The organism is Streptomyces hebeiensis, from assembly GCF_052983195.1.
Genome location: NZ_CM129812.1, coordinates 5,098,550 through 5,123,517 on the forward strand (window position 1 = coordinate 5,098,550; position 24,968 = coordinate 5,123,517).

20 protein-coding genes are annotated in these 24,968 nt (G+C 71.6%); 10 read left to right on the forward strand and 10 right to left on the reverse strand.

Features of this window, described 5'->3' with window-relative positions; translation table 11 throughout:
* Window positions 1-85 precede the first annotated feature (85 nt).
* Window positions 86-811, reverse strand: a complete 726-nt coding sequence (gene trhA / locus ACU6P3_RS21975; RefSeq protein WP_447193768.1) for a PAQR family membrane homeostasis protein TrhA — start codon at window positions 809-811, stop codon at window positions 86-88.
* A gap of 262 nt (window positions 812-1,073) precedes the next feature.
* Here trhA and ACU6P3_RS21980 point away from each other — a divergent pair, with 262 nt between their 5' ends.
* A complete protein-coding gene (locus ACU6P3_RS21980; protein WP_447193769.1) occupies window positions 1,074-2,924 on the forward strand; it encodes a phosphoenolpyruvate carboxykinase (GTP) in 1,851 nt (616 codons plus the stop codon).
* Between the two features lie 277 nt (window positions 2,925-3,201).
* Here ACU6P3_RS21980 and ACU6P3_RS21985 read toward each other — a convergent pair whose 3' ends face one another.
* From ACU6P3_RS21985 to ACU6P3_RS21995, 3 genes are all read right to left on the reverse strand, one after another.
* Window positions 3,202-3,609, reverse strand: a complete 408-nt coding sequence (locus tag ACU6P3_RS21985) for a RidA family protein (protein WP_030750012.1) — start codon at window positions 3,607-3,609, stop codon at window positions 3,202-3,204.
* Window positions 3,610-3,778: 169 nt separating this feature from the next.
* Window positions 3,779-4,588 carry a hypothetical protein gene (locus ACU6P3_RS21990; RefSeq protein WP_447193770.1) on the reverse strand — a complete coding sequence of 270 codons (810 nt, stop codon included), beginning with the start codon at window positions 4,586-4,588 and terminating at the stop codon, window positions 3,779-3,781.
* A 172-nt stretch (window positions 4,589-4,760) separates the two neighbouring features.
* Complete coding sequence (locus tag ACU6P3_RS21995) at window positions 4,761-5,363, reverse strand: DUF3455 domain-containing protein (protein WP_447193771.1); 603 nt, start codon at window positions 5,361-5,363, stop codon at window positions 4,761-4,763.
* A gap of 307 nt (window positions 5,364-5,670) precedes the next feature.
* Between ACU6P3_RS21995 and ACU6P3_RS22000 the strand changes: the two genes are divergently transcribed.
* Window positions 5,671-7,155 (forward strand): peptidoglycan D,D-transpeptidase FtsI family protein, encoded by a 1,485-nt coding sequence (locus ACU6P3_RS22000; RefSeq protein ID WP_447198013.1) that lies wholly within the window; start codon window positions 5,671-5,673, stop codon window positions 7,153-7,155.
* 465 nt (window positions 7,156-7,620) lie between these two features.
* Here the strand turns inward: ACU6P3_RS22000 and ACU6P3_RS22005 are convergent, their stop codons facing one another.
* From ACU6P3_RS22005 to ACU6P3_RS22020, 4 genes are all read right to left on the reverse strand, one after another.
* The gene (locus tag ACU6P3_RS22005) at window positions 7,621-8,007 is read right to left on the reverse strand and encodes an SCO4983 family protein (protein ID WP_447193772.1); all 387 of its coding nucleotides are present in this window, start codon (window positions 8,005-8,007) and stop codon (window positions 7,621-7,623) included.
* Window positions 8,008-8,102: 95 nt separating this feature from the next.
* A complete protein-coding gene (locus ACU6P3_RS22010) occupies window positions 8,103-9,311 on the reverse strand; it encodes a pyridoxal phosphate-dependent aminotransferase (RefSeq protein WP_447193773.1) in 1,209 nt (402 codons plus the stop codon).
* A gap of 289 nt (window positions 9,312-9,600) precedes the next feature.
* Window positions 9,601-11,247, reverse strand: a complete 1,647-nt coding sequence (locus ACU6P3_RS22015) for an N-acyl-D-amino-acid deacylase family protein (RefSeq protein WP_447193774.1) — start codon at window positions 11,245-11,247, stop codon at window positions 9,601-9,603.
* Between the two features lie 245 nt (window positions 11,248-11,492).
* Window positions 11,493-12,830 carry an amino acid deaminase gene (locus ACU6P3_RS22020; RefSeq protein ID WP_447193775.1) on the reverse strand — a complete coding sequence of 446 codons (1,338 nt, stop codon included), beginning with the start codon at window positions 12,828-12,830 and terminating at the stop codon, window positions 11,493-11,495.
* Window positions 12,831-13,069: 239 nt separating this feature from the next.
* Here ACU6P3_RS22020 and ACU6P3_RS22025 point away from each other — a divergent pair, with 239 nt between their 5' ends.
* The 4 genes from ACU6P3_RS22025 to ACU6P3_RS22040 all read left to right on the forward strand — a co-directional run bounded on the left by ACU6P3_RS22025 (window position 13,070) and on the right by ACU6P3_RS22040 (window position 16,931).
* The gene (locus tag ACU6P3_RS22025) at window positions 13,070-14,068 is read left to right on the forward strand and encodes a sugar kinase (protein ID WP_447198014.1); all 999 of its coding nucleotides are present in this window, start codon (window positions 13,070-13,072) and stop codon (window positions 14,066-14,068) included.
* Window positions 14,065-14,841 carry an IclR family transcriptional regulator gene (locus tag ACU6P3_RS22030; RefSeq protein WP_447193776.1) on the forward strand — a complete coding sequence of 259 codons (777 nt, stop codon included), beginning with the start codon at window positions 14,065-14,067 and terminating at the stop codon, window positions 14,839-14,841. The genes ACU6P3_RS22025 and ACU6P3_RS22030 overlap by 4 nt, the downstream gene beginning before the upstream one ends.
* A complete protein-coding gene (locus ACU6P3_RS22035; protein ID WP_447193777.1) occupies window positions 14,834-15,253 on the forward strand; it encodes a RidA family protein in 420 nt (139 codons plus the stop codon). The genes ACU6P3_RS22030 and ACU6P3_RS22035 overlap by 8 nt, the downstream gene beginning before the upstream one ends.
* 205 nt (window positions 15,254-15,458) lie before the next feature.
* Complete coding sequence (locus ACU6P3_RS22040; protein ID WP_447193778.1) at window positions 15,459-16,931, forward strand: GntP family permease; 1,473 nt, start codon at window positions 15,459-15,461, stop codon at window positions 16,929-16,931.
* Between the two features lie 120 nt (window positions 16,932-17,051).
* Here the strand turns inward: ACU6P3_RS22040 and ACU6P3_RS22045 are convergent, their stop codons facing one another.
* Complete coding sequence (locus ACU6P3_RS22045) at window positions 17,052-18,056, reverse strand: NAD(P)-dependent alcohol dehydrogenase (protein ID WP_447198015.1); 1,005 nt, start codon at window positions 18,054-18,056, stop codon at window positions 17,052-17,054.
* Window positions 18,057-18,163: 107 nt separating this feature from the next.
* Between ACU6P3_RS22045 and ACU6P3_RS22050 the strand changes: the two genes are divergently transcribed.
* On the forward strand, window positions 18,164-18,763 hold the full coding sequence (locus ACU6P3_RS22050) for a TetR/AcrR family transcriptional regulator (protein WP_447193779.1): 600 nt from the start codon (window positions 18,164-18,166) through the stop codon (window positions 18,761-18,763).
* Window positions 18,764-18,907: 144 nt separating this feature from the next.
* Here the strand turns inward: ACU6P3_RS22050 and ACU6P3_RS22055 are convergent, their stop codons facing one another.
* The gene (locus ACU6P3_RS22055; protein WP_447193780.1) at window positions 18,908-20,284 is read right to left on the reverse strand and encodes a M14 family metallopeptidase; all 1,377 of its coding nucleotides are present in this window, start codon (window positions 20,282-20,284) and stop codon (window positions 18,908-18,910) included.
* 241 nt (window positions 20,285-20,525) lie between these two features.
* Here ACU6P3_RS22055 and ACU6P3_RS22060 point away from each other — a divergent pair, with 241 nt between their 5' ends.
* From ACU6P3_RS22060 to ACU6P3_RS22070, 3 genes are all read left to right on the forward strand, one after another.
* Complete coding sequence (locus tag ACU6P3_RS22060; RefSeq protein ID WP_447193781.1) at window positions 20,526-21,278, forward strand: hypothetical protein; 753 nt, start codon at window positions 20,526-20,528, stop codon at window positions 21,276-21,278.
* A gap of 758 nt (window positions 21,279-22,036) precedes the next feature.
* Window positions 22,037-23,365 (forward strand): cytochrome P450, encoded by a 1,329-nt coding sequence (locus ACU6P3_RS22065; protein ID WP_447193782.1) that lies wholly within the window; start codon window positions 22,037-22,039, stop codon window positions 23,363-23,365.
* Window positions 23,366-23,557: 192 nt separating this feature from the next.
* Window positions 23,558-24,946 carry an Nramp family divalent metal transporter gene (locus ACU6P3_RS22070; protein ID WP_447193783.1) on the forward strand — a complete coding sequence of 463 codons (1,389 nt, stop codon included), beginning with the start codon at window positions 23,558-23,560 and terminating at the stop codon, window positions 24,944-24,946.
* The last annotated feature ends 22 nt before the right edge of the window (window positions 24,947-24,968 follow it).

The window sequence follows — 24,968 nt, forward strand, 5'->3', positions numbered from 1 at the left end:
GGCAGGCCCTGGCGTCTGTCCTGCTCGGTCGCCTGCTCGGTCGCCTGCCCGGCTCCGGCGCCCGCCCGGCCCGGACCTGTTTCCGTCAGGAGTGCTGGTACGCCACCAGCGAGATCCCGACGAAGTGCACGACGAACGCGGCCAGCGTGAGGGAGTGGAACACCTCGTGGAAGCCGAACCACCGCGGTGACGGGTTCGGCCGCTTCAGCCCGTAGATCACGCCGCCCGCGCTGTAGAGCACCCCGCCGACGATGACCAGGACGAGCACGGCGATCCCGCCGGTCCGCAGGAAATCGGGCAGGAAGAAGACCGCGGCCCAGCCCATGGCGATGTAGCAGGGCGTGTAGAGCCAGCGCGGCGCGCCGACCCAGAAGACCCGGAAGGTGATACCGGCCACGGCGGCGGCCCACACCGCCCAGAGCAGGATCCGGCCGGACGACTCGGGGAGCAGCAGCATGGTCAACGGGGTGTAGGTGCCCGCGATGATCAGGAAGATGTTCGCGTGGTCGAGCCGGCGCAGCACGGCCTCGCCGCGCGGGCCCCAGGTGCCCCGGTGGTACAGCGCGCTGACGCCGAAGAGCAGGCACGCCGTCAGGACGTAGATGCCGCACGCGATCCGGGCCCGGGTGGAGTCCGTGAGCGCGATCAGGGCGAGGCCCGCTATCACCACGGCGGGGAACATGCCGGCGTGCAGCCAGCCGCGCAGCTTCGGCTTGACCGGGCTTGGCAACTCGATCTCGACCGGGCCTTCTCGGCCTTCTGAGGTGTTCGCGATCGGCTCGGGCACGGCGGCAGGAGTCATGAAAGTCATGCTACCTACGGGTGCGTAGGTTCCGCCTGGGAGTGTGCCGTACGAGCGCCACACGTGACGTACAGGTGCCGTCCATGTGCCGTCCGCGTTCCTTATGCGTGTATCGCGAGTGGCGATGCTCACGTGTGCGGCCCTCTGGACAGATGGGCGGAAGCGTCGGATGATCAAATGAGTGCGGTCGGCACCGGATGAGCGGCTACGAAGCATCCGGGTCGCAGCCCCCAAGGGGCACAAACCTCAAAACCCTCACCAAGGAGCAATCGTGGCGCGCGACATCGCGGCTCCCACCACCGTCCCCACCCCTGCCCCCACCCGTCACCAGGAGCTGATCTCCTGGGTGGACGAGATCGCGAGCATCACCGAACCGGACAGCGTGGTCTGGTGCGACGGATCCGAGAGTGAGTACGAGCGCCTGTGCGGGGAGCTCGTCGCCAAGGGCACGTTCACGAAACTCGACCCGGTCAAGCGGCCGAACTCCTACTACGCCGCGTCCGACCCCACCGATGTGGCCCGGGTCGAGGACCGTACGTTCATCTGCTCCGAGAAGGAGGAGGACGCCGGGCCGACGAACCACTGGAAGGACCCCGCCGAGATGCGGGAGATCTTCACGGGTGAGCAGGGCCTGTTCCGCGGCTCGATGCGCGGGCGCACGATGTACGTCGTGCCGTTCTGCATGGGCCCGCTCGGCTCGCCGCTCTCCGCGCTCGGCGTCGAGATCACGGACTCCGCGTACGTCGCCGTCTCCATGCGCACGATGACGCGCATGGGCAGCGCCGTGCTGGCGGAACTCGGCGAGGACGGCACCTTCGTCAAGGCCGTGCACTCGCTGGGCGCGCCGCTGGAGCCGGGTCAGGCTGACGTCCCCTGGCCCTGCAACTCGACCAAGTACATCTCGCACTTCCCCGAGGCCCGCGAGATCTGGTCGTACGGCTCCGGGTACGGCGGCAACGCGCTGCTGGGCAAGAAGTGCTACGCGCTGCGCATCGCCTCCGTCATGGCGCGCGACGAGGGCTGGCTCGCGGAGCACATGCTGGTCCTCAAGCTCACCCCGCCCCAGGGGGAGCCGAAGTACGTGGCGGCGGCCTTCCCGTCGGCGTGCGGCAAGACGAACCTCGCCATGCTCGAACCCACCATCTCCGGCTGGACGGTGGAGACCATCGGTGACGACATCGCCTGGATGCGGTTCGGGGAGGACGGCCGGCTCTACGCGATCAACCCGGAGGCCGGTTTCTTCGGTGTCGCGCCCGGGACCGGCGAGCACACCAACGCCAACGCGATGAAGACCCTGTGGGGCAACTCCGTCTTCACCAACGTCGCGCTCACCGAGGACGGCGGCGACGTCTGGTGGGAGGGGATGACCGAGGAGCCGCCGGCGCGGCTGATCGACTGGAAGGGCAACGACTGGACGCCGGAGTCCGGCACGCCCGCCGCGCACCCCAACGCCCGGTTCACCGTCCCGGCCGGGCAGTGCCCCATCATCGCGCCCGAGTGGGAGGACCCCAAGGGCGTCCCGATCTCGGCGATCCTCTTCGGCGGGCGCCGCGCCTCCGCCGTTCCGCTGGTCACGGAGTCCTTCGACTGGCAGCACGGCGTCTTCCTCGGCGCCAACGTCGCGTCCGAGAAGACGGCGGCGGCCGAGGGCAAGGTCGGCGAGCTGCGCCGCGACCCGTTCGCCATGCTGCCCTTCTGCGGCTACAACATGGGCGACTACATGGCCCACTGGGTCAAGGTCGGACAGGACGCCGCGCGGGACGGGGACCGGAGCGGACTGCCGAAGATCTACTACGTGAACTGGTTCCGCAAGGACGAGGACGGCACGTTCGTCTGGCCCGGCTTCGGCGAGAACAGCCGCGTCCTGAAGTGGATCGTGGAGCGCCTGGACGGTACGGCCGAGGGCGTCGAGACGCCGATCGGCGTGCTGCCGACCAAGGAGTCGCTGGACACGGAGGGGCTGAAGCTGTCCGAGGCCGAGCTGGACTTCCTGCTCTCGGTGGACAAGGAGGTCTGGCGCGAGGAGGCGGCGCTCGTGCCCGGGCACCTGAACACCTTCGGGGATCACGCGCCGAAGGAGATGTGGGACGAGTACCACGCGCTGGTCCAGCGCCTGGGCTGATCCCGCGCGGCGGTACGAAGACGCCCTCGGCCGGGGTCGGCCGGCCGAGGGACCCGCCGCCCGGCCGCCCCGGTGCGGGCGAGCGGGGGCGGTGGCGACGGCGGTCCCGCTCCGGAGTACGTCCACGTCTCCAGCGGGGCCGCCGCTCCGTCCGGGGCCCGGATCGGCCCGGTCGGACGGTGGCCGGGCCCCGGACCCGTGCCGGTCGGGCGGCGTTGACGGTGCGGGCGTGCGGGCACCCGTACCCCCCGGGCACCCGGGCGAAGAACGCCCGTGCTCAGTCGAGGACCGCGACGGCCTCGATCTCCACCAGGTGCTCGGGGATGTCCAGCGCGGCGACGCCCAGCAGTGACGCCGGCGCGAGCGGGGTGGTCCCCAGCTTCGCGGCGGCCCGGGCGATGCCCTCCAGGAACAGGGGCATCTTGTCGGGGGTCCAGTCGACGACGTAGGCGGTGAGTTTCGCGACGTCGTCGAAGGAGCCGCCGGCCTCGGCCAGCGCGGTGCCGACGTTGAGGTAGCACCGTTCCACCTGGGCGGCGAGGTCGCCCTCGCCGACCGTGACCCCCTCGGCGTCCCAGGCGACCTGCCCGGCGACGAAGACCAGCTTCGACCCGGTCGCGATCGACACCTGCCGGTAGACGTCGATCTTCGGCAATCCGGTGGGGTTCACCAGGGTGACGGCCATGCTGCCTGCCTTCTTGTCGTGAGCGATCGTGCTCTCTCGTGGTTACCCGGAAACCGTAAGAGAGTGGCCGCTGACATGGAAGAACGCACTTTTCGGTGACTGGGGAACCCGAAGGTGACCAAGCAGCTCAGTAGCCCAGCGGCTCGCCCGAGGGTGCGGACCTGACGCGCTACGCCGCTTCGTCGCCGCCATCTTGGTGGACCGTGATCCCGGTCGGGGCGCGTACGCCTGCGGCGCGCAGAGAGTCGACGACGACCTCGGCGATCCAGGCCGCGGCGTCCGGCGTCCACTCGGGGGCGCTGACCGTGAACACCATGTCCGGTGCTCGCGGCACGTCATCGAGGCCGAGGGGGCTCGCGGACGGGGCGACGCCTCCGGAGTCCGGTGAATGGCGGTGCGTCTGCTCGATGTGCAGGAGCCCATGGCCCCGTTGAGCGACCAGATCACGGACGAGTGTCTCCGTGACGTTCGACCCGGTCGAGATCGCCACCGTGACGTTCGCCTTGGCATCCGGTGAGGCGAGCGAAAACCAGTCGGCGTCCGCCCTGAGATCGAAGCTCGCGTCAGGTGCCAGTCGCACGGGTGCCTGGACGCGCAGCCCCGTGAAGTGCAGTACACCCATCCGGTGCAGGGCGTCGGTCAGGACCTGGGTCATGGGCCGGACCGGGAGGTGCTGCGCCCGGAGCCCGACCGTGGGATAGACGGTCAGCCAGGCGAGTTGACGTACCCGCCCGTCCTGCGACCAGTCGCCCCCCGCGTCGGCGTGGCCCCAGCGTTGGCCGCTCAATTCCTGGCCGACGCCCAGGAGAGCGGAGCTCCAGCCGTAAGTGGCGGCCCGTTTCACGGCAAGGCTGAAGAGATCTTCATCAAGGTCGTAGTCCGCGCTGACCCGTCCGATCCACGGATGCAGTCGCAAGACGCCGTGGATCTCGGCGGTCATCGTGGGACTGTCCTCGTCCTCCGCCGGGTTCTCGTCCAAGACCGCCCCTCTCCTCTGCCGTCAGCTGTCAGTCCCCCATCGTGGCTGAACATCCAGGGAGGGGCAGTTTCAGGCTTTTCCGCGGGGCGGCGATCCGAATGGTCGCGGACAAGGCCCGGAACCGGCCGGTGGGCCGGTTCCGGGCCCCGCCCTTCGGTGACCGGCCGGGAGGTCAGGCCGCCGGGGTGTGGAAGACGTACGTGGCGCTGTACGGGACGGCGGTCTGGGCGCCGTCGGCGCAGGTGCCGGCGGGGGCCACGCCGCCGCGCGTCTCCAGGCGCTGTATGTAGGAGACGTCTGAGAACACGCCGGTACCCCGGTGGTCCGCGGCCTTCAGCAGGAGTTCGGGGACGGCCCCCTCGCGCGGGGAGTTCGCGACCGCCGTAGCGGTGACGGCGCTGCCGTCCGTGGTCGAGACCCACACCGGACCGCGCGAATGCAGCGCCACCGGTGTCTTCGCGCGGTCGCCCTCGCGCCAGAGGGTGGCGGCGGGCTCCAGCAGGGTCCAGCCGCCGCCCGCGCAGGTGTAGACCTGTACCCCGCGCGCGGAGAGCACCGGCCCACGCTGGTGGCCGTCCGGGACGCGCAGCGTGTCCGGAACGTCCCGGACATGCGCCCGCGCCGCACCGGAGGTGGCCACGGAGGCCCCGTCGGCGGTGGCGCCTGCGTCGGTGGTGCTGACGGTCGCCGAGCTCGTGCTCGCCCCCGCCAACAGCAGTCCGCTTGCCAGCGCGAGACCGCCCGCGACCCGGGAGAGACGTTTGCCGAGCTTCATCTGGTTCTCCAACACTGTTGGTACGTAAGGGACTTGGCGTAGACCGCCCGCCCCGCGCAAGAGTATGGCCCCGATCCGTACCACGGGCCTCACCGGCCTCACCGGCCTCACCGGCCTCACCGGCCCCGGCGTGCGGGCCCGGTCGCGGTGGTCCGGGGCGGCCGCCGGTGGCGTACGCCCGGTTCGTCCGTCCCGCTGATCGTCGGCCAGTTGCAACCGGACGCCCATTTGCCGCATCTTTACGTTCCGGGGGTTTCAAGCGGACGAGCGTACGGCCATGGCGCGTGCGCACGAGATGTGGGGCGCGATGAACAAGCCGTTGAGACATATAGCCGTCTTCTGCGGGGTGCTGGTCCTGGCCCTGCTGATCAGGTCGAACTGGCTCCAGTTCGTCAAGGGGGAGGAGCTGGCCACGCACGAGAACAACTACCGCGTGCGCATCGAGCAGTTCGCCCAGCCCCGCGGCGACATCATCGTGGACGGACGCCCCGTCACCGGCTCGTCGAAGGACGAGAAGGCGGACCTCAAGTACAAGCGGACCTTCAAGGACGGTCCGATGTACGCCCCGGTCACCGGCTACGCCTCCCAGGCCCAGGGCATGTCCCTGCTGGAGAACACGTACGACGACATCCTCAGCGGCCGTGACGACCGGCTCGCCTTCAACCGGGCCATGGACATCCTCACCGGCGAGGACCCGCGTGGCGGCGATGTGATCACCACCATCGACCCGGCGGCCCAGAAAGCGGCCTACAAGAGCCTGACCGACCTCAAGGCCCGGGGCGCCGTCGTCGCGCTCGACCCGAAGACCGGCAAGGTCCTCGCGCTCGTGTCCACACCGTCGTACGACCCGTCCGTCTTCGCCGGCATGTCCTTCAAGGAGGGCGACAAGTTCCAGGCGATGAACAAGGACAAGAGCAAGCCGCTGGCCAACCGCGCGCTGCGCGAGACCTATCCGCCCGGCTCCACCTTCAAGATCCTGACCGCCGCCGCGGCCCTGGAGAACGGTGTCGTCACGGATGTCGACGCCAACACCGACGCGGTCTCCCCGTACCCCCTGCCCCTGTCCACCAACAAGATCGGCAGCGAGGCGGGCGACGCGGTGTGCGGCAAGGCGTCGATGAAGACGGCCATGCAGCACTCCTGCAACAACGTCTTCCTGGACGCCGCGTCCAAGGTGGGCGAGGAGAAGATGCGGGAGACGGCCGAGAAGTTCGGCTTCAACGCCGATGTCTACGACGAGGACTTCGGCGACATGCTCGCCACGAAGAGCCTCTACCCCGCCGAGCTGGACAAGCCCGGTACCGCCCTGACCGGCATGGGCCAGGGCAGCCTGACCAGCACGCCGATGCAGATGGCCATGGTCACGGCCGCGCTCGCCAACGACGGCAAGCTGATGCAGCCGTACATCGTCGACGAACTGCGCGGGCCGGACCTGTCCACCCTGGAGAAGAGCGAGCCCAAGCTCAAGAGCCAGGCGGTCTCGGAGGAGACGGCGCGCAAGGTCCAGGAAATGATGGAGTTCACGGCCGCGGAGGGCAGCGCGAAGCGGGCGCTGATCGACGGCATCACGGTCGGCGGCAAGACGGGCACGGCACAGCGGGGCGTGAACGTGCGGGACGAGGTGCCGTACGGCTGGTTCGTCTCGTACGGCAAGAAGGCGGACGGCCAGTCGGTCGCCGTCTCGGTGTTCATCGACCCGACGGACATGGACATCTCGCGGTCGGACATCTCCGGCGGCAAGCTCGGCGCGCCGATCGCGAAGAAGGTGATGGAGGCGGTCCTGAAGCCGTGAGCGCCGGGCGGGCCGGGGCCCGGCGGGACGCCGCCGGTCCGGGTCCGCGGTGTGGCCGACCACACCGCGAACCCGGGGCAGCGCGCACTGTCGTTCGTGACCCTTGGGAGGAGCCGCGCCGCCTGCCGGGGAGCCGTGCCCCCGCCGGGACGGTCGCGCGCGGGTGACCGCGCCGCCCGCCGGGGGAACCGCGTGGGCCCTGGCCGTGCGCACGGCCAGTCGTGCGCTTCGTGGCCCTCGACGCAACGGCTGACGCACGATATGGCGGCGGGGTGTAGCGGCAGGCCGTGCGGCCCGGCGGGGAGCGTCTGTCCGGAGCGAGCTCCCGGTGTCACACCTCCGTGGCGCCGGGGGTCGGCCGTTCCTCGTTCACGCAGGCCCGGGCTCAAGCCCTGGCGCCGCCGGCCGGCGACCTGTCCGCACGTACGGCCCAGGGTGTGCGGCCGTGCCCCTCGGCGGGAGGGGCTACGCCTCGACCAGTTCCGCGGTCGCCAGCGCCGCCGTGTGCGCGTCCATCCGCTCCGCGGTCAGGATCGCCGCCGCCGTGTCCGCGCGGGACGCGGCCACCACCAGGGCGCGCCCCGCGAGGTCCAGGGCGCGGTGGTGCAGCTCCGCCGTGGAGGCGCCGGTCAGGCCGGCGTGCCGGGCGGGCGGGGCGCCGCGCAGCCGGGCGATCTGGGTCGCTATGGCCTCCGCGGCGTCGTCCAGACCCAGTTCGTCGGTCACCGCGAGCAGCGCGGCCAAATGTCCGGCGAGCTGGATCCGGAGCTCTTCCTCGCGACTGCGGTGCGGGATGTCGGTGGGGGCGTCGGCCATCGCGTGGACCGACTTGCCGCGGATCGACTCGTACATGAGATGGCCTCCTGGCATCGTCAGGAGGCCATCTTACATTGGATCGAGTCTAAAGTTGAGTGAAGTCGAGTAGAGTCCGGTGATTACTGGTTTGATTACTGGGCGTAGCGCTCCAGGAAGGTCCCGATCCGCGTCACCGCGTCCTCCAGGTCCGTCACCGAGGGCAGCGTCACGATCCGGAAGTGGTCCGTGTCCGGCCAGTTGAAGCCCGTCCCGTGCACCACCATGATCTTCTCGGACCGCAGCAGGTCCAGCACCAGTTGCCGGTCGTCCTCGATCTTGTAGACGTTCGGGTCGAGCCGGGGGAAGAGGTACAGCGCCCCCTTCGGCTTCACACAGGTCACGCCCGGGATCCGGGTGAGCAGCTCGTACGCCACGTTCCGCTGCTCCAGGATCCGGCCGCCCGGCAGCACCAGGTCCTGGATCGACTGCCGGCCGCCCAGCGCCGTGGCCACCGCGTGCTGCGAGGGCATGTTCGCGCACAGCCGCATGTTGGCCAGGATCGTCAGGCCCTCGATGTACGAGGCGGCGTGCGCCTTCGGGCCGCAGACCGCGAGCCAGCCCGAGCGGAAGCCGGCCACCCGGTAGTTCTTGGAGAGCCCGTTGAAGGTGAGGGTGAGCAGATCGGGCGCGACGGCGGCGGTCGGGGTGTGGGTCGCGCCGTCGTAGAGGATCCGGTCGTAGATCTCGTCCGAGCAGACGACCAGGTTGTGGCGCCGGGCGATCTCGGTGAGGGAGCGCAGCATCGGCTCGTCGTACACCGCGCCCGTCGGGTTGTTCGGGTTGATGATCACGATCGCCTTGGTGCGGTCGGTGATCTTGCGCTCGATGTCCGACAGGTCCGGCATCCAGTCGGCCTGCTCGTCGCAGCGGTAGTGCACCGCCGTGCCGCCCGCGAGGGAGACGGACGCCGTCCACAGCGGATAGTCGGGCGCCGGTACGAGCACCTCGTCGCCGTCGTCCAGCAGCGCCTGCATCGACATCTGGATCAGCTCGGAGACGCCGTTGCCGAGGTAGATGTCCTCGACGCCGAGGTCGATGCCCTTGGTCTGGTAGTGCTGCATCACCGCGCGCCGGGCCGAGAGGAGCCCCTTCGCGTCCCCGTAGCCGTGCGCCCCGGAGAGGTTGCGGAGCATGTCCTCGAGGATCTCCGGCGGGCACTCGAAGCCGAACGCGGCCGGGTTGCCGGTGTTCAGCTTGAGGATGCGATGGCCCGCCGCCTCCAGCCGCATCGCCTCGTCGAGGACCGGGCCCCGGATTTCGTAGCAGACGCCTGAGAGCTTGGCCGACTGGGTGACTTGCATGTCCGCGAGCTTACGACCGCGTGACGCGGAGTGCTCAGTGTTTTCGGACACGTCGGGCCATCCGGGCGGCCGTCTCCGCCGGTGGGGTGAGACGGGAGGCGCGCATGGGCGGGCGACCGGCACCGGCTCCGACGGCCGTCCGCCCGGCAGGGTTGCCGCCGAGGCGCCAGGCGTTCTGCGCTCTGACGGGCCGGGTGTGGCGGTTTACGCACCGCACGGCACAAGAGCGCGTTCCGCGCCTGCGAACGGGCCGTCCCGGCTCGGTGGCGGACCGGGCCGGGACGATCCGCTACCGAGCCCCGGACCGCGTTCCCGGCCCCCGTACCGACCTGCCCGCCAGGACATCCGTGCGCCGGCCGTCCTCGATGACGAAGCGGCCGTCGATCAGCACGTACGGGATGCCCACCGGTGGGGTGCGCGGGGCGTCGAAGGTGGCGCCCGACGCCACCGTGGCCGGGTCGAAGAGGACCAGGTCCGCGCGGTGGCCCTCGCGGACCAGGCCCCGGTCGCGCAGGCCGAGGCGGGCGGCGGGGCGCGAGGTCAGGTGGGCCACGCACTCCTCCAGCGTGAGGACGCCCAGGTCACGGGCGTACCGGCCCAGATAGTGCGGGAAGGTGCCGTACGCGCGCGGGTGCGGCTTCGCGCCCTGGAGGATGCCGTCGCTGCCGCCGGTGTGGACGCGGTGCCGCATGATCAGGCGGACGTTCTCCTCGTGACCGACATGCTGGAGGATCGTCGGGCCGAGCCCGTCCTCGATCAGCAGCCGGCGCGCGGTCGTCCACGGTGCCTCGCCCGCCCGCGCCGCCGAGTCCGCGACCGTACGCCCCACGTGGTCCGTCAGGTGCGGGGCCGTCACTCCCGAGATCTCGATCGTGTCCCACTCGATGGGCACGCCGTGGCAGCCGTCCGCGCCCACCTCCTCCAGGTGGTGCCGGATCCGCTCCGCCGTCCCCTCGTCCCGCAGCCGGCCCAGGACCGCCTCGGGGCCGCCCTCGCTCGCCCAGCTCGGCAACATCGCGACCAGCGTCGTACAGCCCGGCGTGTACGGATAGGTGTCCAGCGAGATGTCCGCGCCCGCCGCCAGCGCCCGGTCGAGCAGCGCGAGCAGCTCGGGCGCGCGGCCCTCGTTCACGCCGAAGTTCATGGTGGCGTGGGCCAGGTGCAGGGCGCAGCCCGCCCGGCGCGTGAGCGTCACCATCTCCTCGTACGCCTGGAGCGCCCCCGCCCCGTAACTGCGGTGGTGCGGGCAGTAATAGCCGCCGTGGCGCGCCACCACCCGGCACAGCTCGGTCAGTTCGGCGTCGTCCGCGTACATCCCGGGGGTGTACGTGAGCCCGGACGACATGCCGACCGCGCCCTCCTCCATGGACCGCGCCACCAGCTGCCTCATCCGGTCGAGTTCGGCGGCGGTGGCGGGCCGGTCGTCCCAGCCGACGACGTGCATACGGACCGTGCCCTGCGGGACGAGGTAGGCCGCGTTGACCGCGATGCCCCGGCCGTCGAACCCGTGGTCGAGCCGGTCCAGGTACTCGCCGACCGTACGCCAGTCGAAGTCGACGGAGTCGTCGCCCGGGCCGCTGCCGTTCCAGCCGGCGATGGCCTGCCGTACCTGGCCGAGCGTCGTGTCGTCCACCGGCGCGTACGACAGCCCGTCCTGGCCGATCACCTCCAGGGTCACGCCCTGTGCCGCCTTGGCGGAGTGGTCCGGGTCGCGCAGCAGCGCGAGGTCGCTGTGCGCGTGCATGTCGACGAAGCCGGGGGAGAGGGCCAGCCCGGCGGCGTCCAGGACGCGGGTACCGGTCGGGCGGCGGCCCCCGGCCACCGTGCCCTCGCGCCGGATCTCCGCGATCCGGCCGTCCTCGACGCCCACGTCCGCGCGGTACGACGGGCCGCCCGTGCCGTCGATGACCCGTACGTCGCGTATCACGAGATCCATGCCCGCTCCCGGTCCTCTCGGATGATGTGCCGGCTTTGCTGGTGGTCGCGCCCGGCGTCCGTGGTTCGTGGTCCGTGACCCGCCGCGATCCAGCCAAGGAGCGGCCGGCCCGGACGGCCCACCTCGTCCAACCGGAACACCTCAGCCCGCCCGGCCTGCTCCGCGCGGAACCGGGCCCTGCGCGTACGCGGCCTGCACCAGGGGGCGGTCGGCGTTCCCGGCCGTGGTCGCGGTGCGCGACGGCCTCAGAAGAACGTGCGGATGAAGTCCGTGACCGTGCCGTCCGCCTCCACCAGCGGGATCAGCTGCCACTTGTCGAACGTCGTGCACGGGTGCGACAGCCCCATCCCCACCCAGTCCCCGACCTCCAGGTCCGCGCCCGGCTCCGTGGCCAGCCAGCCGTGCTGGTCCGACAGGCCCGTGACCGTGATGCCCGTGGCCGGGCGGATCTCGCCGGTGCGGGCGTCCCGTACGGCCTGGGGCTCCGGCAGGTCGATGTCGTACGGCGCGTCCCGCTTGCCCGCGTTGACGAACGCCTGGCCGGGCGACGGGCGGGAGACGACCTGCGCCCAGAGCCGGAAAGCGGGCTGCAGGCTGCCTTCCTCCGGGACGCGGTTGAACGGGGTGACGCGCCGGTAGTGGCCGTCGTCGTGCGAGACGTACGCGCCGGAGCGCAGCAGCTTGAGCACCGGCCGGGACAGCGCCGGGATCTCCCCGAACACCTCGGCCACCGTGTCGAACCACGCGCTGCCGCCCGCGCTGATCACGATCTCCTCGGGGCCCCCGGGCCCGGCGGAACCGTTCGCGCCTCCGAACCGGCCCTCCCCGTCGAACCTCGCCGCCAGGGCCGTCAGCCGGCGCAGATAGGCGCCGACCCGGTTGGTGTCGGGAGAGGGGACCTCGCCCTCGTAGCCGGCGACCCCGGCCAGCCGCAGCGTGGTCACGGCGGCCACCGCGTCCGCCACGGCCGCGCAGTCCGCCTCCGTACGGGCGCCGGTACGGGCGCCCTCGCCGGCGCCCAGCTCGACCACGACGTCGACCGGACGGGTGGCGCCCGCGTCCCGGAGCGCCTCGTCCATCAGCTCCACGCCGCGCACGGAGTCGACGTAGCACAGGAACCGGAAGCCGGGGTCGCGGTCCAGCTCGGCGGCGAGCCAGCGCAGGGCGGCGGCGTCCACCAGCTCGTTGGCCAGGAAGATCCGCCGGATCCCGAAGGCGCGGTAGACGCGGGCCTGGTGCGGGACGGCGGCGGTGATGCCCCAGGCGCCGCGCGCCACCTGGCGGTCGAAGAGCTGCGGGGACATCGAGGTCTTGCCGTGCGGGGCGAAGGCGAGGCCGTGGCGCTCCGAGTAGGTCTCCAGCAGGGCGAGGTTGTGCTCGACCGACTCGGCGGAGAGGGCGAGCACGGGCGTGGTGAAACCGCCGGTGAACAGGGACCGGCGCTCGGCGGCGAGCGCGGCGACGGTCAGCCCCTCGGCGTCGGGCGGGAGCGCCTTGAAACGGTGATCGACCCGCTCGTCGCCGAGCCGGTCCCGGTGCGGCGGATCGTCGTGACGTCGCTCGGCGTGGTGCTCGACGGCCATGAAGTCTCCCCTTGGGGCCGGCGGCCCGGTCCCGGCGTTCATTGCGTATGCTGCAACGACCATTGCGTATTGCGCTGCACGCTGTCTAACATCCCAGCCGACAGCGGGTCAATGGTGCCCCTCTGGAAGACAGCTGTGGACAGGCGAACGCCCAGGAGCCCCAAGTGACCGATCCCGTCGAACCCGCCGACACCGACACCGCCGCCCTCCCCCTCCCGGACGGTGCGGGGGACGACGGGGTGGAGGTCGTCTGTCTCGGCGAGTCCATGGTCACCTTCCTGCCGTCCCGGCCCGGCCGTCTCGCCGACGTCCCCTCCTTCGCCCGTACGATCGGCGGCGCCGAGTCCAACGTCGCCTGCGCCCTGGCGTCCGCCGGACACCGGGTGCGGTGGATCAGCCGGGTCGGCACGGACGGCTTCGGGGACCACCTGGTCGACGCGGTCGGCGCGTACGGCGTCGACGTGTCGGGCGTCCGCCGCGACCCCGGCCGGCCGACCGGCGTCTACTTCCGCACGGCCACGGACCGGGACACCGCGGCGCACGAGGTCGCGTACTACCGGGCGGGCTCGGCGGCGTCCGCGATGTCCCCGCGGAACATGGCCTACGACGACCTCTTCGCCGGCCGGGTGCTGCACCTGTCGGGCATCACCGCCGCGCTCTCGGCCGACTGCCTCGCGCTGATGCGCGACCTGACCGCGCCCCGCCCCGGGCGTCCGCTGGTCTCCTTCGACGTCAACCACCGCCCGGGCCTGTGGCGCGACGGGTCAGGACCGGATGTCCTGCTGGAACTGGCCCGGGGCGCCGACCTCGTCTTCGTGGGCGAGGACGAGGCGGCGTCCGCCTGGGACCTGCACGGGGCGGACGCGATACGGGCGGCGCTCCCCGAGCCGCGCACGCTGGTGGTCAAGCGCGGCAGCGCGGGGGCGACGGTCTATACAGGCGACACCGTCACCTCGGTCCCGGCCCTCCGCGTCGACGTCGTCGCGCCCGTCGGGGCCGGGGACGCCTTCGCCGCCGGTTTCCTCTCCGCGACCCTGCGCGGCCTGCCCGCGGCCGCCCGGCTGCGCCACGGACACCTGATGGCCGCCGCCACCCTGACCGTCGCCGGCGACCTCGGCACACCGCCCTCCCGGTCCCGCGCCGACCACCTCGCCGCACTCGACGCGGACGCCTGGGGCACACTGCGTCTCGGGCCCGGCTGGACGGCCGAGGCCCCGGAGGAGGTACGTACCCCATGAGCCAGACGGTCGACCGCGCCCTGAGCATCCTGCCGCTGCTCGCGGAAGGACCCGCCGACCTCGGGCAGGTCGCCGAACGGCTCGGCGTCCACAAGTCCACCGCGCTCCGGCTGCTGCGCACCCTGCACGAGCACGGACTCGTCTACCGCCAGCAGGACCAGCGCTACCGCCTCGGCGCCCGCCTCTTCGCACTCGCCCAGGAGGCGACGGAGAACCTGGACGTACGGGAGATCGCGCACCCCCACCTGGTCGCGCTCAACGAGCGGTGCGGCCACACCGTCCATCTCGCCGTCCGCGAGGACGACGAGGTCCTCTACATCGACAAGGTCGACAGCCGCTACCCGGTCCGCATGTACTCACGGATCGGCAGGCCGGTCGCGATCACCGTCGCGGCCGTCGCCAAACTGCTGCTCGCCGGCGCGCCCGAGGCCGAGCGCCGCGCGGTGGCCGAGCGGCTCGACTACCCCATGTACACGGCCCGTTCGACGCCCGACGCCGCCTCCTACCTCAAGGAGCTGGCGACCGTACGCGAACAGGGCTGGGCCACCGACCTCGGTGGCCACGAGGAGTCCATCAACTGCGTCGGCGCGCCCATCCGCGGTGCGGACGGCCGGGTCGTCGCCGCCATGTCGGTGTCCGCCCCGAACGTCGTCGTCAGTGCCGACGAACTCCTCGCCCTGCTCCCGCTGGTGCGCCGCACCGCCGACGCGATCAGCCGGGAGTACTCCGGCACCACCCACCCCAAGGACCCCGAGGAAGCCACGCATGAGTGAGCAGATCCCCAAGACCGCGCTGACCCCGGCCACGCACACCACCCCGCCGGCGAAGTTCTCGCACGGCGTCCGCAAGGGCAACATCCTCCAGGTCGCGGGCCAGGTCGGCTTCCTGCCGGCCGTCGAGGGCCAGGTGCCGACCCCGGCCGGCCCGACCCTGCGCGAGCAGACCCTCCAGACCCTCGCCAACGTCAAGGCGATCCTGGAGGAGGGGGGAGCGAGCTGGGACGACGCCATGATGGTGCGGGTCTACCTCACCGACGTCGACCACTTCGCCGAGATGAACGCGATCTACAACGAGTACTTCGAGGGACAGGGCCTGACGGAGCCGCCCGCCGCGCGGACGACCGTCTACGTGGGTCTGCCCGCGGGCCTGCTGATCGAGATCGACGTGCTCGCGGTCCTCGGCTGACGGCCGGAAACCCGCCGCACCCGCGCCCGCACTCACCGCCCGCGTCCGCACTCACCACTCGCACTCGTCACCCGTACACGTCACCCGCATCACTCGAAACACCGTGCCTTCACGCATGCCCCCGCCCGTCGGCCGGGCGCCCACCCCTGGGCGCCCGGGCCGCGGTCCCCCTTCGCCGCCGCCCGGAACGCGAGGTCCCCCTCCCATGCTGCTCGCCGCCGACGCGCCACCCCAGACCCCGCCCCACACGGGCGGTCTGCTCCTCCTCATACCCGGCACCGCCGGTCTGCTGACCGTCGCCGCCCTCGGTATCGCCCTGCTGCTCTTCCTGATCATCAAAGGCCGGCTCCAGCCCTTCGTGGCACTGCTCGGCGTCTCCATAGCCGTCGGCCTCGCCGCCGGCCTCTCGGTCACCGAACTCTTCGGAACGGTCCAGAAGTCCGCCGCCGTGTCCCTGATCGAGTCCGGCATGGGCGGCATCCTCGGCCATGTCGCGATCATCATCGGCCTCGGCACGATGCTCGGCGCGATCCTGGAGGTCTCCGGCGGCGCCGAGGTGCTCAGTGCCCGCCTGCTGCGGCTCTTCGGTGAGAAGCGCGCGCCGCTCGCGATGGGCGTCACCGGAGTCGTCTTCGGCATCCCGGTCTTCTTCGACGTCGGCATCTTCGTCCTGGCACCGATCGTGTACGCCGCCGCCAAGCGGTCCGGCAAGTCGATCCTGCTGTACGCCATGCCGCTGCTCGCGGGTCTCTCGATGACGCACGCGTTCCTGCCGCCGCACCCCGGTCCGGTCGCCGCCGCCGGGCTGTTCGGGGTGGACCTGGGCTGGGTCATCCTCATGGGCCTCGTCGTCGGCGTCCCGTCCGTCCTCGCCGCCTGGGCGTACTCCGCGTGGATCGGCAAGCGGCTGTTCGTGGGAGTGCCGCAGGACATGATGGAGGCCGCGGAGGAGTCCAAGGCCGCCGTCGCCGCCGAGCAGCGGGCGTCGGGCACCGCGCCGGCCGAGCGGCCGGTCTCGCCGGCCACGGTCCTGTTGATCATCGGCACGCCGCTGGTGCTGATCCTGATGGCCACGTTCTCGTCCATCGCGCTGGACCCGTCGACGGTCCGCTCGGTCCTCGAGTTCTTCGGCCACCCCTTCGTGGCGCTGACCATCGCGCTGCTGCTCGCGTACTACCTGCTGGGCATCCGCCGCGGCTGGTCCCGCCAGTCCCTGGAGACGGTCTCCACCTCCTCGCTCAAGCCGGTCGGCAACATCGTGCTGGTCGTCGGCGCGGGCGGGGTCTTCGGCGCGGTCCTCAAGGGCAGCGGCATCGCGGACGCCCTGGCCGACACCTTCAACGACGTCGGTCTGCCGGTCATCCTGCTGGCCTGGCTGATCTCGGTCGTCCTGCGGGTCGCCCAGGGCTCCGCGACGGTCGCGATCGTCACCACCGCGGGCATCGTGGTCCCGCTGGTCGAGGGCCAGGACCTCTCGCAGGCGCACCTCGCGCTGATCATCATGGCGATCTCGGCGGGTTCCATCTTCGCCTCGCACGTGAACGACGGCGGCTTCTGGATGGTCGCCAAGTACTTCGGCATATCCGAACGCGACACGCTCAAGTCCTGGACGGTGCTGGAGACCGTGCTGTCGGTGGCGGGCTTCGTGGCGGCGGCGGCGCTGAGCCTGGTGATCTGAGCGGACGGGGCCCGCTCCTCGGCGCGGGCCCCGTCGTACCTCCCCTGTCCCCGGTACCCGGCCCCGCGTTGCTCCGGACCCGCGTATCCCGACCCCCGTACCCCCGTTCTCCGTATCCCTTCAGAACTCCAGCACCGCGCGGTAGCGGGAACGGCCGCGGCGTACGTGCTCCAGCGCTTCGTCCAGGCGCTCGGCCGGGAAGGTCTCCACGTCCGGCCTGATGCCGTGGCGGGCCGCGAAGTCGAGCATCCGCCTGCTCTCCATCGGTGTCCCGACGACGCCGCCCACGAGGCTCTTCTCGGCCACCAGGAGGTTCAACGGCTGAACGGCCAGCGGCCCTGCGGGGACCCCGACCACGCAGAGCGTCCCCTGCGGCCGCAGCGCCGCGAGGTACGCGTCCCAGGGCAGATCGGCCGAGACGGTCGAGAGGATGAAGTCGTACGAGCCGGCGACCCGTTCAAGCCCCTCGTCCGCGACGACGAACTCGTGTGCGCCGAACCGGCGGGCGTCGTCCGCCTTCGCGGAGGTCGAGGAGACCGCGGTCACATGGCAGCCCCATTGCGCGAGGAACTGGATCGCGAGATGGCCCAGGCCGCCCACCCCCACCACGGCGACCCGGTCCGTGGGCCGCACTCCGTGCCGTGTGATCGCCGAGAACACCGTGATGCCCGCGCACATCAGCGGCGCCGCGTGCTCGGGGGCGAGGGCGTCGGGCAGCGGGTGGACGTACCGCCAGTCACTCGCGCGCACCCGGGTGGCGAACGCGCCGCGGTCGCCACGGAAGACAAGATCGTCCTTGTCCGGGCACAGGTGCTGCCGGCCGCTGAGACACCACTCGCAGGCGAAGCACGCCCCCGCTGTCGCGCCGACTCCCACGCGCTGCCCGACGGCCAGGCGCGTGCGGTCGACGGCGCCGCCCACCGCCGTCACCACGCCGACCGCCTCATGGCCGGCGACCAGGGGATACCGGGAGAGCCCGTGCTCGTCGTCGACCATGGCGACATCGGTCTGGCAGACGCCGCAGTGCGTCACGGCGACGTCCACCTCCAGGGGCCCCAGGGGCTCCGGCTCGTAATCGAGCCGCTGAACGGGGCCGCCGGCCTGTTCCACCGCGTATGCGCGCACCAATGACACGTCTCTCCACCACTTTCTAACTAACTAGTTGGTTTCTGCTGCGCACGCTAACCCGACGCGCGCTCGTTCGGCAACTGACCAGTTGGTAACCTGGCGGCGTGTCCACTCGGCCCACTCGGAAAAGCGACGTCACCCGCCGCCGTCTGCTCGACGCGGCCACCGTCGACTTCGCCGCCCATGGAATCGCGGGAGCCCGCGTCGACCGCATCGCCGCCGCCGCGGGCGTCAACAAGGCCCAGCTCTACGCCTACTTCGGAGACAAACTCGGTCTCTTCGGCGCCGTCTTCCGCCTGCACGCGGACGCCGTCGTCGACTCCGTGCCGTTCACGGCCGAGGACCTGCCCGGCTACGCCGTGGGGCTGTACGCCGCCGCCGCCGAGCGGCCGGAGCTTGTCCGCCTGGCCGCCTGGGCGAGGCTCGAAGGCGTGGTGACCGAAAGGCTGGTGACCGACACCTCGGCGGTCGCCGCCAAGCACCGGGCGATCGCCGAGGCGCAGCGGGCCGGCCCCGTCACCGCCACGATGGAGCCGGAGGATGTCCTCACCCTGGTGATCGCCATGGCCCTGGCCTGGTCCCCGGGCGGCCCCTCCGCCCCCTCTGCCGCCTCCGACGACCCGTCCTCGGACCACGCACGCCGCAAGAAGGCGCTCTTCGCGGCGGTCTCCGGCGCCTTCGCCCCGGCCCCGCGGGGGCCGTGAGCCCGCACGTCGAAGGCCGTTCCCGGGTGTCCGTCCGGGAACGGCCTTCGTGGTGGCCCGAGCGTGCGGCCGGGCAAGCGGTCGGGCCGTACGCCGTCCGGCGGCTGGGCGGTCACGCCGTCCGGCCGCCGCGCGGTCACGCCGTCAGCTCGCGCAGTAGGTCGCCTCTTTTCCGATGGACCGGTACATGCAGTCAGCGTTCTCGATGAGCTGGAGCACCGCGTCCCTGTTCCGGCTGGTCTCGCGCTCGATCACCTCGTCGGGCGGGTAGAAGCCGCCGCCCGAGGCGCCCTTCGGGTACATCTCGAAGGTGTACGCGAAGATCTTCTGGTTGCCCCACAGCCAGTCGTCGATCGAGCCGTCCGTGATGTACAGGTCGCTGGACTGCTCGGGCGTGTAGCCGTTGCTGGCGGCCATCTCGCGGCCCACGGTGGCGAAGGCGTCGCGGTCGTCCTGGGTCAGACCGGGGGCGGTGTCGGCGGTGGTGTAGCCGTACGGCCAGAGCACCAGCTCGCTGTAGGTGTGGAAGTCGATCGCGGCCTTGATCTGCTGCTTCCCGCCGACGACCCGCGAGCGCACGAAGTCCGCGACGACCTTGACCTCGGGGGCCGACTCGCCGGCCGCGCCGCGGTAGGTCTCGGAGCCGGTGGAGCCGGACGAGCCGCCGCAGCAGCCCCACTTGAAGTTCCAGTTGCGGTTCAGGTCCGTGCCGACGGACGAGGAGCCGGAGTTGGGCTGCCGGTTCTTCCGCCAGCTGCGGTACGAGCCGGTGGCGATGTCGTACTCGCCGCCGTCCGGGTTCAGGTCCGGCACGATCCAGATCTCACGGTTGTTCACCGCGCTGGTGATCCGGCTGTCCGAGCCGTAACCCGCGCCGAACTCGCGCAGCAGGTACAGCGCCATCTCGACGGTGAGGTGTTCGCGCGCGTGCTGGTGGTGGGTGAAGAGGACCTCGGGCTCGTTCTCGTCGGTCGCGACATTGTCGCTGATCTTGATCGCGAGGATGTCGCGACCCTCGTGACTCTTCCCGATCACCCGCTTGCTCATGATCCCCGGGTACGCGGCGATCCGCTGGTTGATCTCCGCCGCGGCCTCGGCGTAGTTGTGGTAACGGGAGTCCGCGGACGGGAAGTCGAAGGGCTGGGCGGCCAGGCCGTTCGTACGCGCCGGAGGCGCGGCGAGGGCCTTGAGCCCGTAGCCGAGCGCCCGCAGCCGCGCCGCCTCGGTGCCGTCGGCGCTCACGACGACGGAGTGGTCGCGGACCTCGTCGATCGACACGCCGGTGGAGGCGAGAGCGGTGCGGTCGGCGACGGTGGCGGGGCCGTTGATCTCGTACTGCCTGATCTCCTGGTCGCCGGGAGCGATGGAGGAGGCGGACACGGTGGAGGCGGCGGAAGAGGTGGAGGTGGTCGCCGGGGCCGCCGGGGTGGAGGTGGCGGTCGCGATGAAGGGGGTGCCCACCGCGAGGGCCACCAGGGTCGCGAGGACGGTGGATCTGCCACCGGGAGTGCGACGTCGCATGCTGTCTCCTGGGTGTGGAGTGTGGGGGTGGGGCGTGCGTCGGCGTCCGCGGGCGCGGAGTCGGTCACGCTGTGCGTTCCCTGTGCGCGCCGTGGTCCGCGCACATCGTGGGTGGGATGGCATGGACGGGTCAAGATGGCGCCTTCGGTCATTCAGTCATACTGTTCGGCGACGGGAGAACGGCGGTACGCCGCCGGCCTGAGACAGGCCGACGGGCGAACGGGGCGAGACGGGGCGTCATATGACGGACAGCGGGTGGAGCGACGGGGACCGGAGTGAGCGGGCGGCGCCGACCGGGAGTGCCGACTCCGAGGAAGGCCCCCGTTCCGGCTTCGGTCCGCCGCCCTCCGGGCCCGCGCCGGTGACACCGCCGTCCGGGCCCGCGCCGGTGACACCGCCGTCCGGGCCCGCGCCCGGCGCCCCGCCGAACCACCCGGCGTACGCTCCGCCGCAGTCGCCGCCTCCCCACGCCCCGCCGGGCGCTGCTCCGTACGGATCGCCCGCACCGCACGCTTCCCCGTACAGGCCGCCCCCGCCGCACGCTGCTCCGTACGGTGCCCCGCCGCACGCTGCCCCGCCGCCGTACGGACCGCCCGCGCCGTACGCCCAGCCGTACCCGGCCCACCCGCAGGGGCCCGGGCAGCCGCCCTACCCGCAGGGCCCCGGGCAGCCGTTCGCCGCGCAGCCCGCGGCCGTACAGCCGCCGGCCGGGCCCGACTTCCTGGCCGCCGACCGCCGCAGCGCCGTCGTGGTCGACGCCGCCGGGGTGTCCTTCGAGTGCAACGGCCACACCCTGGACTTCCCCTGGCAGGACATCGCCACGGTCCACTACAAGGCGGGCAGTCCGGGGCACGTCCTGATGGTGGCCGTGGTGCTGCCGGACGGCAGGTTCTTCGAATGCGCGGTGATCGCCCGCAACCGAGGGAAGCTCCAGCAGTGGTTCGCGGACCTCGCGCCCGTGCTCGGTGTCCACCTCGCCGGCCGGGGCCGATAGCCCAGGCCAGTGAGCCCTGGACCGTGTGCGGGCCCGCGATGAGATGTCGAAGTCCACTCGCGGGTGGTCCGGGATGTCCGCCGGGAGCGTGGACACATGCCCTCGCTTTCCGTTCGAGGGCGGGCCCCGCCGCCGGGGCGGAATGCCCGATATGCCGTTCGGTGGCCGCCGCGTTCCGGCGAAGGTCCGTACGGCACGGAACGGGCGGAGGGCCGTCCGGCGGCGGCCTGATGTGAACGTGCGTGCCACTAGCGGCAGTTGGGGCCCCTGTAGCTCAGTGGGATGCGGTGGCGCGATTCCTATGGGTAGGGTGCCCGTCAAGAACGGGATGTTCGAACGAAGGGCGCACGATGGCCGCACGGATCAACGTCGACCGTCACGCCTGCGCGGACCATGGTCTGTGTTGCGGCGCCGCCCCTCGATCCTCGACTGCGACGACCAGGGCGATCCCGTGGTGAGGCTCTCACCGCTGACGGGGGAGGCTTCGGCGGTCGCGCGGCACGCCGTGGAACTCTGTCCCGAGCGGGCGCCGAGGATCGAGGATGGCGGCCGCACACCCGGCTCCTGACGCACCGTCAGCGGCACGTCGGGAAACCACGGCCCCGTCTCCGTCAGTCGCGACGACGTCCCCCGTGAGCCACGAAGAATGTCCCGTCAGTCACGACGAACCCGCCGTCAGCCACGACGCGGATCCGCCCGCCGAGGGGAACGGGATCCGTGCGGGGATCCCCGTACCCGACCTCGGAGGTACCACAGCGATGACGCCGACCGACCCCACCGACCGGAGCGCGGAAGAGCTCGCCCCGCCGCCCGGGTGCCCGGCGCACCAGGGCGGTGACGTCCCGCACGGCGGGGACCGTGTGAGCCCCTTCGCGGTCTCCCTGAACGGCCCCCGTTTCCATTCCGAACCCCACCGCCTCTACGAGGAGATGCGGCGCGAGCACGGCGCGGTGGCGCCCATCGTCCTCGAGGGCGGCATCCCGGCGTGGCTGGTTCTCGGCTACCGCGAACTCCACCAGGTCACCGGCGATCCGGTGCTTTTCAGCCGGGACTCCGAACTCTGGAACCAGTGGGACCGCATCCCCGGGGACTGGCCGCTGGCCCCGCTGATCGGCCGCAAGCAGCCGTCCATCCTGTACACGACCGGCGAGCGGCACCGCGAACGGGCCGCGATGATCAGTGACGCGCTGGAGTCGGTCGATCCCTTCGCGCTCCGCCAGTACGCCGAGCGGTTCGCCGACGAACTGATCGACGGCTTCTGCGGCGAGGGCGGCGTGGACGTCATCTCCCGGTACGCGATGCCCTTCCCGGTGCGCGTCCTCGCGAAGCTCTACGGCTACCCCGACGAGATGGGGCCAGGACTGGCCGCGGCGGCCATCGACCTGGCCGACGGGGGTGACCGCGCCCAGGCGGCCCAGGCCCATCTGGCCGAGGCGACGGCCGCCCTGATGGCCGACCGGGAGGCCGGGAGCGGCCCCCGCGACGTCGCCGCCCAACTGGTCGGCAACACCTATGGCTTCACGGAGGAGGAGATCCTCCACGACCTGATCGTGCTGGTCATCGCGGGCCACACGCTGACGGCGGACTGGATCGGCAACTCGCTGCGGCTGATGCTCACGGACGACCGGTTCGGCGCGTCCCTGGCCGACGGGCGCAACAGCGTCTCGGAGGCCATGAACGAGGTGCTGTGGGAGGACACGCCCGCGCAGAACGGTGTGGGCCGGTGGGCCTCCCGCGACACCGAGCTCGGCAACCGGCAGATCATGGCCGGTGACATGGTGTGCCTCGGCCTGGCCGCCGCCAACAAGGATCCGCGGATCCGGCCCGACGGATCGTCGCTCACCGGCGGGAACAACGCGTTCTTCTCGTTCGGACACGGCGAGCACCGCTGCCCGTTCGCGGCGCAGGAGATCGCCGAGACCATCGCCCGTACGGCCATCGAGGTGCTGATCGACCGGCTGCCCGACATCGACCTCGCCGTCCCGGCCGAAGAACTCACCCGCCGTCCGTCCCCCTGGGCGCGGGGGATGACGGCGCTGCCGCTGACGTTCGCCCCGACGCCGGCGCTGGGCGCGGGCCGCGGCTGAGCCGCGGTCGCCACCGGCGCGACGGGGAGCGCGGGCACGGTACGGGGACGGTACGGGGACGAGTTCGGGGAGCGGTGACGCGCCCGTGCCCACCGAACTCTCACCCCGCGCCCCCTTGCGCGATCACCGCCACCAGGATTTGGTGACTTCGATCACGTACGTACGCAGGACGAGCGGGAGGCGGCGACACGTATGGCGGACACCGCGGACAGCACGAACACCACCGACGGCCCCACCACCGGCGCCCCTGGCGCCACCGCCGGTACCGGCCCGGACGCGGCCGTCTCCCGGCCGCGCAAGTCGAGTTGGACGTACATCGGCCCGGGCATCGTCGTCGCCGCGACCGGCGTGGGCGCCGGCGATCTGGTCGCGACGCTGATCGCGGGCAGCAAGTTCGGCTACACGCTGATGTGGGCGGCGGTCATCGGCTGTGTCGTCAAGATCTCGCTGGCGGAGGCCACCGGCCGCTGGCACCTCGCCACCGGCCGCACGCTCTTCGACGGCTGGCGCAGCCTCGGCCGCTGGACGACGGTCTACTTCGCGGTGTACGTCGTCGTCTGGGGCTTCGTCTACGGCGCGACCGCGATGTCCTCCAGCGCGCTGCCCCTCGCCGCGCTGTTCCCCGACGGCCCCGGGCTGAAGACCTGGGCGGTGATCACCGGCCTGATCGGGCTGGTCTTCGTCTGGTTCAACCGGTACGCCGTCTTCGAGAAGGTCATGACGGTGCTGATCGGCGTCATGTTCGTGGTCGTCATGTACGTCGCGATCCGCGTCACCCCCGACATCGGCGCGTCCTTCGCCGGCCTGCTGCCCGTCCTGCCGGACGGCTCCCTGCTCTACACGCTGGGCCTGATCGGCGGCGTCGGCGGCACGATCACGATGGCGGCGTACGGCTACTGGGTCAACGCCAAGGGCTGGACCGACACGGGCTGGATGAAGGTGATGCGGCTGGACAACCGGGTCGCGTACATCACCACCGGCCTCTTCGTCGTCGCGATGCTGATCGTGGGCGCCGAGCTGCTGCACGCTTCGAACATCGCCCTGACCCAGGGCGACCGGGGCCTGATCGACCTCGGCAAGGTCCTGGAGGACCGCTTCGGCGCCACGACGGCCAAGCTGTTCCTGGTCGGCTTCTTCGCGACGTCGTTCTCGTCGCTGATCGGGGTCTGGCACGGGGTCAGCCTGATGTTCGCGGACTTCGTGGCCCGAATGAGGCGGAACGAGGTCCCGGACGGGGCGGACGCGTCCCCGGCCGAGGCGGTCGGCTCCGGGGCAGGCGCGACCACCGAGGTCGCCTCGGGCGCACGGGAGCGTTCGCTCCCCTTCCGCGCCTACCTGTTGTGGCTGACCTTCCCGCCGATCACCCTGCTCTTCCTCGACGAGCCGTTCGGCCTGGTGGTCGTCTACGGCGTGCTGGGCGCCTTCTTCATGCCGTTCCTGGCGCTGACCCTGATCTGGCTGCTCAACTCCTCGCGCACTCCGAAGGAGTGGCGGAACGGCATCCTGAGCAATGTGATGCTGGCGGCGGCCGGGCTGCTGTTCGTGGTGTTGTGCGTGCAGCAGGTCCGGGACCTCTTCTGACCGGGCGCCGCTTCAGGTCCCG

Excerpts from the sequence above, each read along its gene's own strand:
- trhA (WP_447193768.1), bottom strand. The coding sequence starts at position 811 with ATGACTTTCATGACTCCTGCCGCCGTGCCCGAGCCGATCGCGAACACC.
- ACU6P3_RS21985 (WP_030750012.1), bottom strand. The coding sequence starts at position 3,609 with ATGGCCGTCACCCTGGTGAACCCCACCGGATTGCCGAAGATCGACGTC.
- ACU6P3_RS21995 (WP_447193771.1), bottom strand. The coding sequence starts at position 5,363 with ATGAAGCTCGGCAAACGTCTCTCCCGGGTCGCGGGCGGTCTCGCGCTG.
- ACU6P3_RS22000 (WP_447198013.1), top strand. The coding sequence starts at position 5,671 with ATGAACAAGCCGTTGAGACATATAGCCGTCTTCTGCGGGGTGCTGGTC.
- ACU6P3_RS22005 (WP_447193772.1), bottom strand. The coding sequence starts at position 8,007 with ATGTACGAGTCGATCCGCGGCAAGTCGGTCCACGCGATGGCCGACGCC.
- ACU6P3_RS22010 (WP_447193773.1), bottom strand. The coding sequence starts at position 9,311 with ATGCAAGTCACCCAGTCGGCCAAGCTCTCAGGCGTCTGCTACGAAATC.
- ACU6P3_RS22015 (WP_447193774.1), bottom strand. The coding sequence starts at position 11,247 with ATGGATCTCGTGATACGCGACGTACGGGTCATCGACGGCACGGGCGGC.
- ACU6P3_RS22020 (WP_447193775.1), bottom strand. The coding sequence starts at position 12,830 with ATGGCCGTCGAGCACCACGCCGAGCGACGTCACGACGATCCGCCGCAC.
- ACU6P3_RS22030 (WP_447193776.1), top strand. The coding sequence starts at position 14,065 with ATGAGCCAGACGGTCGACCGCGCCCTGAGCATCCTGCCGCTGCTCGCG.
- ACU6P3_RS22035 (WP_447193777.1), top strand. The coding sequence starts at position 14,834 with ATGAGTGAGCAGATCCCCAAGACCGCGCTGACCCCGGCCACGCACACC.
- ACU6P3_RS22040 (WP_447193778.1), top strand. The coding sequence starts at position 15,459 with ATGCTGCTCGCCGCCGACGCGCCACCCCAGACCCCGCCCCACACGGGC.
- ACU6P3_RS22055 (WP_447193780.1), bottom strand. The coding sequence starts at position 20,284 with ATGCGACGTCGCACTCCCGGTGGCAGATCCACCGTCCTCGCGACCCTG.
- ACU6P3_RS22060 (WP_447193781.1), top strand. The coding sequence starts at position 20,526 with ATGACGGACAGCGGGTGGAGCGACGGGGACCGGAGTGAGCGGGCGGCG.
- ACU6P3_RS22065 (WP_447193782.1), top strand. The coding sequence starts at position 22,037 with ATGACGCCGACCGACCCCACCGACCGGAGCGCGGAAGAGCTCGCCCCG.
- ACU6P3_RS22070 (WP_447193783.1), top strand. The coding sequence starts at position 23,558 with ATGGCGGACACCGCGGACAGCACGAACACCACCGACGGCCCCACCACC.